Below are 12408 nucleotides of genomic sequence, written 5' to 3' on the forward strand. Positions count from 1 at the left end.
TATAGTGCAGCAGGAAGTTGGATTTGAAGTTGCCGTGCAGCGCGTCGATGAACTGTTCGTCGTCACCGGTGCCCAGCGTGGTCACAACCAGACCCTGCGTTTCACCACGGGTGAACAGCGCCGAACCGTGTGTCCGCGGCAAGAAGCCGGTTTGGCACACGATGTCGCGGATCTCGTCGGTTTGACGGCCGTCGATACGCTTGCCGGTTTTCACGACGTCACCGCGCAGGATCGACGCTTCCAGTTTTTTCAGAGCGGACCCAAGGTTCGCATCTTCTTTCTGCTCGTCCGTCAGCGCGTTCATGATGGTCTCGCGGGCGGCGGCAACAGCGGTTGTACGCTCTTGCTTGTCGCTGATCGCAAAGGCTGCGCGCATTTCGGTCTCGCCAGCCGCTTTGACAGCAGCGGACAGTTCCGAATAATCGGCAGGTTGGAAATCGAACGGCTCTTTCGCGGCACTTTCGGCCAGATCAATGATCAGGTCGATGACCGGCTGGATCTGCTCGTGCGCGAATTTCACCGCACCCAGCATTTCGGCTTCCGACAGCTCGTAAGCTTCGGATTCAACCATCATCACGGCGTCTTTGGTGCCGGCAACAACCAGATCCAGACGTTGATCGGGGTTCAGGCGCAGGTCCTGCATGTCGTCGACTGTGGGGTTCAGGACGTAATCGCCACCCTCAAAGCCCACGCGGCAACCGGCGATCGGGCCCATGAACGGCGCACCCGAAATGGTCAGCGCGGCGCTGGCGGCGATCATCGCAACCATGTCCGGGTCGTTGACCAGATCGTGGCTCAGAACGGTACACATCACCAGAACTTCGTTTTTGAAGCCGGGGACGAACAGCGGGCGGATCGGACGGTCGATCAAACGCGCCGTCAGGGTTTCTTTCTCGGTGGGGCGGGCCTCACGTTTGAAAAAGCCGCCGGGCACTTTGCCCGCAGCATAGTATTTTTCTTGGTAATGGACGGTCAGCGGGAAAAAGTCCTGACCGGGTTTTTGTTTCTTGGCAAAAGTTACGTTTGCCATAACCGAAGTTTCGCCCAGCGTGGCGATCACGGACCCGTCCGCCTGACGGGCCACTTTTCCGGTTTCCAGTGTCAGCGTCTCTTCGCCCCACTGCATTGATTTGGTCGTTACGTTAAACATCTACGTTCCTCAGGTTGGCCACATCGGCCATTTGCTTAGGGGCCGTATTGCCCCTGACTCCGGTATCTTCTTTTCGGGCGCTGGAGTCCGGGCGCCGATCTCAGATTGGCGGGGCATACAGTGTTTTGCCCTATATGGAAAGCCTTTGCTGCTATGGCGAAACGTGGCCTCAACCCCCCAAAACGAAACAACCGCGCCCCGGATTGCTGGGCGCGGTTGCGGTGTTCACCGGGGCAGGCGGCCGTTGCGCCGCCTGCACCAGACCTGCGTTTAGTGGAACTTGGCAATCGCGCCCGATTTCAGGCGGCTTGCGTAAGAGTTCAGTTCCTTGCGCACGATCCGCATCAGGAAATACAGCGCAAAGATGTTGACCACCGCCATGGCAAAGATCGCCGCGTCCGAAAAGTCGATGACAGGGCCCAGGCTGGCCGCCGCACCGATCACGATGAACACGCAGAAGATCAGCTTGAAGGTCAGCTCGGATGCCTTGCCTTCGCCAAACAGATAGGTCCACGCCTTCAGCCCGTAATACGACCACGAGATCATGGTGGAAAAGGCGAACAGGATCACCGCGACCGCCAGCACATAGGGGAACCAACTGATGCCCGACGCAAAGGCCGCCGATGTCAGCGCCACGCCGGTGTTGCCGTCAACGGTGGCAATGGCTGTGCCCGCTTCGTTCAGCACGAACCGTCCCGTGTCCGGATCTACGATCAACTGTTGCGAAATGGTGATGACCAGCGCGGTCATGGTGCAGATCACAACGGTGTCGATCAGCGGCTCCAGCAGGGACACGAACCCTTCGGTGATCGGCTCTTTGGTGCGCACCGCCGAGTGGGCGATGGCCGCCGAACCGACGCCCGCCTCGTTCGAAAATGCCGCACGCTTGAACCCCTGGATCAGCGCACCGACCAGACCGCCCGCAACACCCAAGCCGCTGAACGCGCCTTCAAAGATCTGGCCAAAGGCCCAGCCGACCTTGTCATAGTTCACCAACAGGATGATCAGCGCCGCGCCGACATACAGAATGCCCATGAACGGCACGACTTTTTCGGTCACATTGGCGATGGATTTGATCCCGCCGACGATCACGGCAAACACGATGGCCGCAAAGATGACGCCGGTGATCCAGCCCGGATAGTCGCCGACAATGCCTGCGATCTGCGCATGTGCCTGGTTGGCCTGGAACATATTGCCCCCGCCCAAAGCGCCAAGGATACAAAAGACCGAAAACAGCACGGCCAGGAACTTGCCGCCGGGCAGGCCCAGTTCGCTAAAGCCCTTGGAAATATAGTACATCGGGCCGCCCGAAACGGTGCCATCGGGGTATTCATTGCGGTATTTCACGCCCAGCGTACATTCGGTGAACTTCGATGCCATGCCCAAAAGACCCGCAAGGATCATCCAGAACGTGGCCCCCGGGCCGCCGATGCCGACAGCCACCGCGACGCCCGCGATATTCCCCAGACCGACCGTGCCCGAGAGCGCCGTGGCCAGCGCCTGAAAGTGGCTGACCTCGCCTGCGTCATTGGGATCGGAATAATCGCCTTTGACCAACGCGATGGCATGGCCAAAGAACCGGAACTGCACAAATCCGAAATACAGCGTGAAAACCGTCGCCGCCACCACCAGCCACATGACGATCCACGGAAATTCTGTTTTGGGGAAGGGGGCGAAGATCAGGTTGACGAAGGGGCTGGTAAAGGCGGCAAAGGCCTCGTTCACCCGCGCGTCCAGCCCTTCTGCCTCTTGCGCCATCGCCGGAGCCGCCGAAGCCGAGAAGGCCGCAAGGGTCAGGGTTGTTTTTTGCAAAATATTCATGAGGATCTCCTTAGCTCACAACCGTCACGGGCACGTTTGCACCCATAACCAGATTGGCGGTGGAGCTGCCGAAGATGCGTTTGCTCAACCCTGTTTCCGTGGACCGCCCGACGATGATCTGCGACACGTTCTGCTTGGCCGCGATCGAATCCAGCGTGTCTGCGACATTGCCATGCCGCACGATGCCCTGTGCCGTGATGCCTGCTGCCTCCAGCCGCTCCAGCGCAGGTGTCACCACCCGTTCCATCGCCGTCGAGATTTCCTCTTCGCGGCGTTTGTGCCGTTGGGCGTTCTCTTCGGGTGTCTGGAACGAATAGGGCGACCATTCGATCACGTAGACAACCAGCAGTTCGGCATCTCCGATCAACTTGGCGAGGTTCTCAGCAAAGGTCAAAGCGCGGTCACCCGAGCTTTGACCGTCCAGCCCGATCAACAATTTCGTCGTCATAAGGGCATCCTTCTGTCGGTGGTCCAGGCGTTGTTGCGATTCGGAGGGGACCAGCCCACGATGTGTGGCCGATATCACGCCAGGGTTGTTGTTTTCCGGCCCCTTGGCCGAGAATGATAACCTCTGATTGTGAGACAAAGGGACCAAATTCGACCCTCATGGCAGGCGAACGACCCAAAACCGATGAGTTTTGCGACGAATTTGGACTTTTTGTCGCAGGGGTCTTGTTTTGGGTCATACCCGCTTCGGGTGCCGCCCAAACGCAAAAACGCCCGCCGGGTAAGGGCGGGCGTTCTGATCGACGCGGCCCACAGGCTGCGTCAGAATGAAGGCAAAAGCTTAGCGGCGGATGCCCAAGCGTTTGATCAGGTCCTGATAGCGCGCTTCTTCCTTGCCTTTCAGGTAGTCCAGCAGCTTGCGGCGCAGGGCAACCATCTTCAGCAGACCACGACGACCGTGGTTGTCTTTTTTGTGGGTCTTGAAGTGCTCGGTCAGGGTGGCGATGCGGCTTGTCAGGATGGCAATCTGCACTTCGGGCGAACCTGTGTCGCCTTCAGCAGTTGCGAATTCTTTCATGACGCGTTGCTTTTCTTCAGCAGTAATCGACATCGGGGTCTCCTTTTCAAAAGGTTAAGGTGATGGCGCAAGCCGGGATGTCGTCCAGCAGGGCCCGTGGAGAGTGTCGCACCGGTCAAAAAGATCGGGCGCGATGGGGGCGTATAGGGGGATTCTGCGGCGAAGGCAAAGATTTATTCGCCCCGCGGTACAGGCAGGGTTACAACCCGGCAATGCCGCTGGTCTGCGCGGCGCTCAGCGGGATCAGGGCAATGTCGCCCAGGGTCAGTGCCGCGCCGCCGTTCACGTCGGCCACGGTGACACCATCCATCAGCACATGCACAATACCGGCGTCGGTGGGGTCGGGTTGCAGGGTGATCACCGGTTCGGGGCCCGCGTCGCTGTCGTTCCAGACCAGCACGATGCTGTCATCGGTGGCGTCGAAATCCATGATCTCGACCGACTTGCTGTCTTCGATCCAGTCACCCAGGACAATCGTATCGGCACCGCCGCCTGCGGTCACCACGTCCTCGGACCCGGCCACGATCACATCATCGCCGCCGCCGCCATTCAGAAAATCCTTGTCGTCGTGATCGGCAATCTCGCCGGTGTCGGAATCGCGGTTCAAACCAATCACCACATCGTCGCCCCAGCCGCCAAACAACGTGTCCGCGCCCGCGCCACCATCCAGCGTGTCGTCGTCCAACCCGCCGTGCAGCGCGTCGTTGCCGTCATCCCCCATCAGCAGGTCGTCGCCCTGCGACCCCTGCAACGTGTCGTCGCCATCGTCGCCGTGCAGGGTGTCATTGTCGTTGTGACCGTACAGCTCATCATCATCTGATCCGCCATGCACCAGATCGCGCCCGTCACCGCCGTGCAGGGTATCGTCACCGGCGTCGCCATCCAGCGTGTCGTCCCCGTCCATGCCGTATATGTCGTCGTCGCCGCTGCCACCATGAATGGTGTCGTCGCCGTCATACCCGCCGATCTGGTCGTCGTCTTCGGTGCCGGTCATGGTTTCGGTGACATCCTCGCCAACAAGGATCGAGGCATCCGAGGTGTCCGTTTCCGCAACCGGATCGCCCTCAGTCAGGTCAATATCATCCCCAATGCGCGGCCCCTGTGTCGTGACCGCCTCGGGCGCGTCAACATCAGTGTCGTCGTCGTCCTCTTGCGCGGACATATCCACAAAGCTGACCGCGCCAACGGCCATCAAGCCCATCAATCCCGCCAACCACAACATCCGCGACCAAACTTTCTACAGATTACTCCGCAGGAACATGGCCACAGTCCGCCCTTAATTTCAAAGCCATTCGGCGCCTATGGTTAACCCCGGGCTAACATCGGGTCGTCTGGATGCCACGGTTCCGGCGCTTGGGAATAGGGCAGGTACAGCGGGTGGCGCGGGTGCCCTGCCTTGGACAGGCCCAGGTGAAACAACGGCTGCCCCGTTTGCGCCAGCAACCGCGCAACCTGTGGGCCTCGGTCCAGATGCGCACCATGCGTGCCCCAGGCCGCAATCACCACATTCGCCCACTGCGCCGCGTCCGCAATCGCCGCGTCGTTCTGCGGCCCCACCGGTTCGGCGGCCGCGCGCATCTTGCGCGGATCGGTGTCGCGCCAGGCAAAGATGTTGGTCACGCAAAACCCGCCATAGCCCAACGCCCGCGCCCGTCGTTCACAGCGTTCCACGGTCGGATCGTTCTGCACCTCGGTCGCGGTGGACGGGTTCAGCATGACAAAGGTCACCCGCGCGCCGTTGTCGTCCCAGACCCGCGTCAGGCTATAGCGATATTTCTCGCAGTCCGAATAAACCGCCGTCGAAGGCGCGTCGCCCTTGGTGTGTGTGCGTGTAATCATGCTGACGTTATGGCGCCAGGGCGCGCGATAGGTCAATCAACCTGCCCGTATTCTCTGGTTCAAAAAATCCCCGCCGGAGGCTCCCGCCCCAAACAACCCGCGCCGTCAGTGGTTGAACACACGCGCCGGATGCACTTCGCCCGCCTTGTAGCGGCCCACGGCCACGGCCTTGCCCTCGAAGGACACCCAGACCTCGTCGCCGTATTCCACGTCCGACGGCAGCACCATGCCGGGGTTGCCATTGCGCAGGCGCACCGCACCCTCGGCGGTGGCTTTCAGTTCCGGCAGATCGGCCAGCCCTTCCTCGACGGGGCGCAGATGCGCGTCCAGTGCCGGATCACCCGCCATCGCCTCGATCTGCTCCAGCGTCAGCCCGTCGGCGGCATCGAACGGCCCCGACCAGATGCGGCGCAGCTCGCGCACGTGGGCGAAACAGCCCAGCGCCGCGCCCAGATCGCGCGCGATCGACCGGACATAGCCGCCCTTGCCACAGGTCATTTCCAGCGTCACGTGATCCGCATCGGGACGGCCCACCATCAGCAGCTCTTCGACCCACAGGGGCCGCGCCGCAATCTCCATTTCCTCGCCGTCGCGGGCGCGCTTGTAGGCGCGTTGCCCGTCGATCTTGACGGCCGAGAACTGTGGCGGCACCTGCATGATGTCGCCCACGAATGCGCCCAGCGCGTCCTTGATCTGGTCGTCGCTCGGGCGCATGTCCGATTGCGCGATCACTTCGCCCTCGGCGTCGTCGGTGTTGGTGGCCTGCCCCAGCCGCACGGTGAACGTATACGCCTTGAGCGCGTCGGTGATGTAAGGCACCGTCTTCGTCGCCTCGCCCAGCGCAATCGCCAGCACGCCGGTGGCGTCGGGGTCCAGCGTGCCCGCGTGGCCCGCCTTCTTGGCGTTCATCGCCCAGCGCACCTTGTTGACCACGGTGGTCGACGTGGGGCCAGCAGGCTTGTCGATGACCAGCCAGCCGGAAATGTCGCGTCCTTTGGATCTGCGGCCCATGGTGCCCCCTTGGTCTGTCGTGTCGGATCAACGTGAAAATCAGAGCGTGCGGCCTAGCCGAGCGCGTCTGTGCTGTCAATTCGGGACGCTTACGGCGCCTTGCGCGCCACGGTGCCGATGATCGGCCCCAAACGACGGCCCGGATCGTGCCGCCCCAGGTCCGGCGCATACAGCCGCGACACGTTGCCGTCGAAATACAACGCCTGCGGCAGCTTCAGCGCGTCACGGAAAAAGCTGCCAAATTCGTAAAAGGTGACCAAGGTGTTCGAGATGACAAAGACCGCGCGACGGCCATCTGCCGTGGTCCCCACCCCGTTGCGTACATAGCGCGACGTGGCATCAACCAGAAAGCGCGGGTGCAGTTCGCCGTCGATCACCAGCATAGGGCCGGATTGCGTCGCGCCGGTGCAGCGCGGTTTCTCGCGCTCGAACCGCAGCGTTTCGATCACGTCGGCACGCCCCTTGCGCAGACACAGCACACCGTTGGGCAGCAGGCCAAAGTTGCCCGGCCCGGCGGATGTCACCAGCCCCATCTCTTGCTTGCCATCCTCAAGGAACAAACCCACCGGCGCGCGGTCCTCGTGGTACATGCCCGCGTTCATGGCAAAGCCCAGCGTCTGGCCCGCAGCACCCAGCGCCTGATTGATCGCGTTAAAGCTGCCGTAGATGTTGTCGTTGTCGTCACGCAAAAACAGCCGCAGTTTCTCCTGCGTCAGATCGACGGTGCAAACGGTATAGGATTTGCCCAGATGGTTGCGGTTCTCGCACTCCGTCGCCCAGACCGGCCCGCAGGTCAGCCAGACCAGCACGCCAATCCACAGCGCGCGCATCAGTTGTCGGTGTCCCGACGCACCGCGTCCTGGTTCAGCATCCGGCGGGTGTCGTCCATCTGGTCAAATGTCTGATCCAACTGGAACCGCAGGTCGGGCGCGAACTTCAACGCCAGCTTCTTGCCGACGACATGCCGCAGCTCGCCCTTGTTGCGGGCCAGCAGTTTCAACACCTCGTCCTTACCGTCTCCGCCCAAAGGCAGCACATAGGCCGTGGCGATTCGCAGGTCGGGCGATGTGCGCACTTCGCCCACCGTGATCGACATGCGGTTCAGGTCGGGGTCGTGCACATCACCGCGCGCCAGCACTTCGGACAAAGTGCGGCGGATCAATTCACCAACCCGAAGTTGACGCTGGGACGGACCGGCTCCGTCAAGGGACTTGTTCTTTGCCATACTCCCCATCTAGGACAGCCCAGACACTTTGCCAAGCGGCACCGCACAGGCTAGACCTGCGACAAACCGCTTATTCAGGGAAAACGACCATGGCCGACACGATAGGAATTGCCGTCACCGGAGCTTCGGGCCGCATGGGTCAGATGCTGATCCGCACCATTACCGAAACCGACGGCGTGCATCTGGCCGCAGCCATCGAACGCACGGGCCACGACTGGGTCGGGCAGGATGTGGGGCAGGCGATGGGCGGGGCGGCCAGCGGTGTGGTTGTGACAGACGATGCGGCACAGGCGATTGCGACGGCGGATGTGGTGATTGATTTCACCGCCCCCGAGGCGACGCTGGCGTTTTCCGCCATCTGTGCCGACGCGGGTGTGGCCCATGTCATCGGCACCACGGGCATGACCGACGCGCAAATCGCCGAACTGCAACCGGCATCGCAAAGCTGCGCCATTGTGCGCGCTGGCAACATGAGCTTGGGCGTCAACCTGTTGGTACAACTGACCAAACGGGTCGCCGCAGCACTGGACGAGGATTTCGACATCGAAGTGATCGAAGCGCACCACCACCACAAGGTCGACGCGCCATCCGGCACCGCGCTGATGCTGGGCGAGGCCGCCGCCCAAGGCCGTGGCGTGGCGTTGAGCGACGTGCGCGACAGCGGGCGTGACGGCATCACCGGCGCACGCAAACGCGGCGACATCGGGTTCAGCGCGATCCGTGGGGGCGATATTGTGGGCGAACATGACGTGATGTTCGCAGGCGCCGGCGAGCGTATCGTGCTGCGCCATATGGCGACCGACCGCGTTCTGTTTGCCCGTGGCGCGATCCGCGCGGCCAAATGGACCCGGGGCAAGGCGCCCGGGGCCTATGACATGATGGATGTGCTGGGTCTGAACGACTGAGTGCACCTGCACTAAAAATTTCGGCTGAGTGAACCAAATCGCAATCGCGTCCGTATATCTTGGTGTACCCCAGTTCTCAGCCGAGATTTTAACGATGCCATACAAGTCCCGCGTTTATACAACTCTCACCGCCCTGTCCCTTGCCCTGCCTGCGCAGGCCCAGCAGGACGTGGTGACCTCGCAGGCCGATTTTATCAAGCTGGTCAGCGGCAAGACTTTGACCCGCCCGCTGGTCAAGATCCAAGTGCGCCCCGATGGCAGCATCGCGGGCACTGGGGCGGCTTGGGACGTAACCGGCACATGGAGCTGGCAGGGCAACTATTTTTGCCGCGACCTCTACTGGGGCGGCGATGCGCTGGGCTATAACTGCCAAGAGGTCCGCTTTGAAGGCGGGCGCATCCGCTTTACCTCGGACAAGGGGCAGGGCGACAGCGCGGCGTTTCGATTGAATTAGGTTCTGGACCGGACCTTCGCCACAGTCGGTGCCAAAGTCTAGTGGGCGGGACTGAACTGCCGTTCTTAATCGACCGCTAAGCCGCGCATGGTCGGGCCGTGGTGCGGCGATGCGACCTTGGTGTCTGGCACTTTATGGCAGCCAAGCACACCCGAGCTATCACTAATACACAACAGCAACCAAATCGCCGTGCCGGCGGACGGCCCGGCGATGCGCGGCGGCCTTCGGCCTTGTCCCGCGCTTTGGAGCTTGCGGAAAGGTCTCATTCCAGCCGTTCGCTGCATTTTTCACGAATGACAGCTTAACCCCCGTCCGGTCTTTCGGGCATAGCAACGCGCATTGGGGCAGCGGTGTGACCCAAAAGCCGGCGCTGCTTGGCATCTGACGCCGGGGCTAGACCCTTGTGGCAACGACAAAACGGCTGAACCCCTTGCCGTGCGTCTCGGCCACCTCGATCCGAAACCCCGCCTGTGCGATGGCCCGCTCCAGATGCTCCGCGTTAAAATTGCCGACATAGGGCGCTTTGCCCAGACGCTGCATCACCCAGATCAGCGGGGGCAGGAACGCGCTGCCATCCCGCAGACAGGCCGATTTGCTGATGAACCGCCCACCGGGGCGCAGCAACCCATGCACGGCCCGCAAGGTCTGTGGCAGGTCGGGCACCAGATGCAGCAGATTGAACGCCAGCACCGCATCGAACGGCCCGGCCTCGGCCAATGCCTTGTCGTCCGGCGCGTGGGTGGCAAAGCGCAGGTTGGCAGGCGCGGGCTTTTCCTGTGCGACCGCGACCATCCCCGGCGCAATGTCCGTCGCCAGCAGGCTGTCCACATCCCCCGCCAGTTTCAGCGCCGTGGTGCCGGTGCCACAGCCGATTTCCAACGCCTTCGCATCGGCGGGCAAAAAGGCGCGGGTGCGTTCCAGCGTGTGTTCATAGGTCGCCATGTCCTTGATCGGGGACTTGGCATATTTCGGCGCGGCTTTGGTCCAAAAGGCGGCAGAGCTGGGCATGAGGGATCTTTCTGTTCAGGTCGGGGCAAAGCTAGCGGGCGATGGCTTAAAAAGAAATTGCCTGAATCTGCACTTCGTCTATGCATTAATGCATGGATAAAAACATCGACTGGACACAGGCCCGCGGATTTCTGGCCACGGCAGAGCATGGATCTCTGTCAGCAGGCGCACGGGCGCTGGGGGTGACGCAACCGACCTTGGGCCGGCAGGTCGCAGCGCTTGAGGCAGCGCTGGGCGTGGTGCTGTTCGAACGGGTCGGGCGGTCGCTGGTGCTGACGCCTGCGGGCCACGAAATGCTGACCCATGTGCGCCAAATGGGTGCGGCGGCGGATGCGCTGGCTATGGCCGCCGCTGGCCGGTCGGACAGCATCGAAGGGCGCGTCAGCATCACCGCAAGCGACGCCATGTCCGCCTATTGGCTGCCCGCCGTTCTGGCCGACCTGCGCCAGACCGCGCCCGGCATCATCGTCGACGTGATCGCCAGCAACACCGTGCGCGACTTGCAGCGCCGCGAGGCGGACATCGCCATTCGCCACGTCGCCCCGAAACAGCCCGAACTGATCGCCCGCAAGCTGCCCGACATGCCTGCATATTTGTACGCATCTCGGGATTATCTGTACAAGAACGGCACCCCGCAAACGCTGGCCGATTTCCAGCGCCTCGATTTCATCGGCTTCGATGCGGACGCCGCAGGGGTCGACGTGCTGAACCGGCATGGCCTGCCGGTCACTGCGGCGATGATCCGGGCGACCTCATCCAGCGGCGTCGCGGTCTGGGAAATGGTGCGGCAGGGGCTGGGGGTGACTGTCATGGTCGAAAACATTGCGGGCACCACGCCGGACGTGGTGCGGATCATGCCCCAGATCGCGCCGGTGATGGTGTCCACCTGGCTGACCGTCCACCGCGAGGTGCACACGAATCGCCGGATCAGGCTGGTCTACGACCTGCTGGCCACGGCGCTGGAGGCGGATGTTCGGCGGGCGTGACCGGACAAGACGGATTTGCGGGGCCCGATCAGCAGGCCGCTCTGCCGGTCATTGACCTGTGGCCAACCTCTTGGCTGCAAATTCGGCAACACCCTCGGTGGTTCCCTCAGTGAACGAGGCGACAGTGACAGGGTCACTGACGTCTGGAAAATGATAGACCGCATTCACGCAGAACGGTCCGCCACCAGAGTGTCCGACAGCCTTGCCCGCCCGTTTCATTGCGCCAGACATCAGGCCAAGCGCATATCCGCATTCTGTCCATGGGCGGTCAGGAAGAGCGCCGCCTAGATATTTCGCATCCAACATGTCGCGCATGGTCGCGGGCTGTAGCAGACGGCCCGCCATAAGTGCGTGCAGCAGCCGCGCGGCGTCGGGGGCGTTTCCGATCAGACAGCCGTGGTAGACCCACCTTGGATCGTATCCGGTCGCCGCCTGCCAATGCACCCGCTGAAACTGTTCACGTGTTTCTGCAAGCTCAATACTGGTCAGGCCGAGCGGCTTGCACACCATATCGGCAATGACCTTACGAAATGGCATTTCCAAGGTCGCTTCGATCAACTCGACCACGAACATGTAACCGATGTTGGAATAGGACCAGCCCTGCGCTGGCGCGAACAGCATGCCATTCGCAAGCGCCACATCAAGTAGCTTGTCGCGTGTCCAAGGCGTTTCCTGCGCTGCGACGTCCGCATGATATGCGGGAAATTGCCCGTAGTCCGGCAGGCCCGCAGTATGTCCAAGCAACTGGCGCAGCGTGTAAGGCGCGTCTTTCAGCGTGGTGTCCAGATCGAGCCTGCCGCGTTCGACCAACTTCAAGGCGCAGATCGCGATGACGGTTTTGGTAAAGCTCCAATAGGGAAAGCAAGCATCGGCAGAACCGCAGAAACCTTCGCGGCCAGAGGCGGTGATCCAATAGGAATGAACTGTCTGGGCGGTCATTTTCGAAGTGCCTGACATTGTCTCGGCGGTGTCATCGTGACGTCAA

Annotated in this window: 13 protein-coding genes and 1 pseudogene; 3 read left to right on the forward strand and 11 right to left on the reverse strand. The window is 61.9% G+C overall.

Features of this window, described 5'->3' with window-relative positions:
- The 9 genes and pseudogenes from AAC077_RS18500 to rbfA form a co-directional block, all read right to left on the reverse strand.
- Window positions 1-1150: pseudogene (locus AAC077_RS18500) on the reverse strand (polyribonucleotide nucleotidyltransferase); the annotation flags it as partial.
- 270 nt (window positions 1151-1420) lie between these two features.
- The gene (locus AAC077_RS18505) at window positions 1421-2971 is read right to left on the reverse strand and encodes an alanine/glycine:cation symporter family protein (RefSeq protein ID WP_339772857.1); all 1551 of its coding nucleotides are present in this window, start codon (window positions 2969-2971) and stop codon (window positions 1421-1423) included.
- Between the two features lie 10 nt (window positions 2972-2981).
- Window positions 2982-3419, reverse strand: coding sequence for a universal stress protein (locus AAC077_RS18510; RefSeq protein WP_339772859.1), 438 nt, complete (start codon window positions 3417-3419; stop codon window positions 2982-2984).
- A 339-nt stretch (window positions 3420-3758) separates the two neighbouring features.
- Window positions 3759-4028: a 30S ribosomal protein S15 gene (gene rpsO, locus AAC077_RS18515; RefSeq protein ID WP_339772862.1), complete on the reverse strand. Its 270-nt coding sequence runs from the start codon at window positions 4026-4028 to the stop codon at window positions 3759-3761.
- Between the two features lie 166 nt (window positions 4029-4194).
- Window positions 4195-5196 (reverse strand): calcium-binding protein, encoded by a 1002-nt coding sequence (locus AAC077_RS18520; RefSeq protein WP_339772865.1) that lies wholly within the window; start codon window positions 5194-5196, stop codon window positions 4195-4197.
- 104 nt (window positions 5197-5300) lie between these two features.
- Complete coding sequence (locus tag AAC077_RS18525) at window positions 5301-5834, reverse strand: DUF1643 domain-containing protein (RefSeq protein ID WP_339772868.1); 534 nt, start codon at window positions 5832-5834, stop codon at window positions 5301-5303.
- Window positions 5835-5939: 105 nt separating this feature from the next.
- Window positions 5940-6845 carry a tRNA pseudouridine(55) synthase TruB gene (gene truB, locus AAC077_RS18530; RefSeq protein ID WP_339772871.1) on the reverse strand — a complete coding sequence of 302 codons (906 nt, stop codon included), beginning with the start codon at window positions 6843-6845 and terminating at the stop codon, window positions 5940-5942.
- Window positions 6846-6934: 89 nt separating this feature from the next.
- Window positions 6935-7675, reverse strand: a complete 741-nt coding sequence (locus AAC077_RS18535) for a phosphodiester glycosidase family protein (RefSeq protein WP_339772874.1) — start codon at window positions 7673-7675, stop codon at window positions 6935-6937.
- Window positions 7675-8070 (reverse strand): 30S ribosome-binding factor RbfA, encoded by a 396-nt coding sequence (gene rbfA / locus AAC077_RS18540; RefSeq protein ID WP_339772877.1) that lies wholly within the window; start codon window positions 8068-8070, stop codon window positions 7675-7677. Before rbfA ends, AAC077_RS18535 begins: the two co-directional genes overlap by 1 nt.
- Before the next feature lie 89 nt (window positions 8071-8159).
- Here rbfA and dapB point away from each other — a divergent pair, with 89 nt between their 5' ends.
- Complete coding sequence (gene dapB / locus AAC077_RS18545; RefSeq protein WP_339772879.1) at window positions 8160-8975, forward strand: 4-hydroxy-tetrahydrodipicolinate reductase; 816 nt, start codon at window positions 8160-8162, stop codon at window positions 8973-8975.
- A gap of 94 nt (window positions 8976-9069) precedes the next feature.
- Complete coding sequence (locus tag AAC077_RS18550) at window positions 9070-9429, forward strand: dihydrodipicolinate reductase (RefSeq protein ID WP_339772882.1); 360 nt, start codon at window positions 9070-9072, stop codon at window positions 9427-9429.
- Window positions 9430-9822: 393 nt separating this feature from the next.
- On the opposite strand, the gene AAC077_RS18555 is transcribed toward AAC077_RS18550, so the two are convergent.
- Entirely contained in the window at window positions 9823-10437 is a 615-nt protein-coding gene (locus AAC077_RS18555) for a class I SAM-dependent methyltransferase (RefSeq protein ID WP_339772885.1), read from the reverse strand.
- A gap of 92 nt (window positions 10438-10529) precedes the next feature.
- Between AAC077_RS18555 and AAC077_RS18560 the strand changes: the two genes are divergently transcribed.
- Window positions 10530-11423 carry a LysR family transcriptional regulator gene (locus AAC077_RS18560; protein ID WP_339772888.1) on the forward strand — a complete coding sequence of 298 codons (894 nt, stop codon included), beginning with the start codon at window positions 10530-10532 and terminating at the stop codon, window positions 11421-11423.
- Between the two features lie 48 nt (window positions 11424-11471).
- Here the strand turns inward: AAC077_RS18560 and AAC077_RS18565 are convergent, their stop codons facing one another.
- Window positions 11472-12362, reverse strand: a complete 891-nt coding sequence (locus tag AAC077_RS18565; protein ID WP_339772891.1) for a serine hydrolase domain-containing protein — start codon at window positions 12360-12362, stop codon at window positions 11472-11474.
- Window positions 12363-12408 lie beyond the last annotated feature (46 nt).

This window comes from uncultured Pseudosulfitobacter sp. (genome assembly GCF_963976325.1).
Taxonomy (GTDB): Bacteria; Pseudomonadota; Alphaproteobacteria; order Rhodobacterales; family Rhodobacteraceae; genus Pseudosulfitobacter.

What these genes read in the sequence shown, in the direction of transcription:
- AAC077_RS18505 (WP_339772857.1), bottom strand. Translation starts at nt 2,971, where the DNA reads ATGAATATTTTGCAAAAAACAACCCTGACCCTTGCGGCCTTCTCGGCT.
- AAC077_RS18510 (WP_339772859.1), bottom strand. Translation starts at nt 3,419, where the DNA reads ATGACGACGAAATTGTTGATCGGGCTGGACGGTCAAAGCTCGGGTGAC.
- rpsO (WP_339772862.1), bottom strand. Translation starts at nt 4,028, where the DNA reads ATGTCGATTACTGCTGAAGAAAAGCAACGCGTCATGAAAGAATTCGCA.
- AAC077_RS18520 (WP_339772865.1), bottom strand. Translation starts at nt 5,196, where the DNA reads ATGGGCTTGATGGCCGTTGGCGCGGTCAGCTTTGTGGATATGTCCGCG.
- AAC077_RS18525 (WP_339772868.1), bottom strand. Translation starts at nt 5,834, where the DNA reads ATGATTACACGCACACACACCAAGGGCGACGCGCCTTCGACGGCGGTT.
- truB (WP_339772871.1), bottom strand. Translation starts at nt 6,845, where the DNA reads ATGGGCCGCAGATCCAAAGGACGCGACATTTCCGGCTGGCTGGTCATC.
- AAC077_RS18535 (WP_339772874.1), bottom strand. Translation starts at nt 7,675, where the DNA reads ATGCGCGCGCTGTGGATTGGCGTGCTGGTCTGGCTGACCTGCGGGCCG.
- rbfA (WP_339772877.1), bottom strand. Translation starts at nt 8,070, where the DNA reads ATGGCAAAGAACAAGTCCCTTGACGGAGCCGGTCCGTCCCAGCGTCAA.
- dapB (WP_339772879.1), top strand. Translation starts at nt 8,160, where the DNA reads ATGGCCGACACGATAGGAATTGCCGTCACCGGAGCTTCGGGCCGCATG.
- AAC077_RS18550 (WP_339772882.1), top strand. Translation starts at nt 9,070, where the DNA reads ATGCCATACAAGTCCCGCGTTTATACAACTCTCACCGCCCTGTCCCTT.
- AAC077_RS18555 (WP_339772885.1), bottom strand. Translation starts at nt 10,437, where the DNA reads ATGCCCAGCTCTGCCGCCTTTTGGACCAAAGCCGCGCCGAAATATGCC.
- AAC077_RS18560 (WP_339772888.1), top strand. Translation starts at nt 10,530, where the DNA reads ATGGATAAAAACATCGACTGGACACAGGCCCGCGGATTTCTGGCCACG.
- AAC077_RS18565 (WP_339772891.1), bottom strand. Translation starts at nt 12,362, where the DNA reads ATGACCGCCCAGACAGTTCATTCCTATTGGATCACCGCCTCTGGCCGC.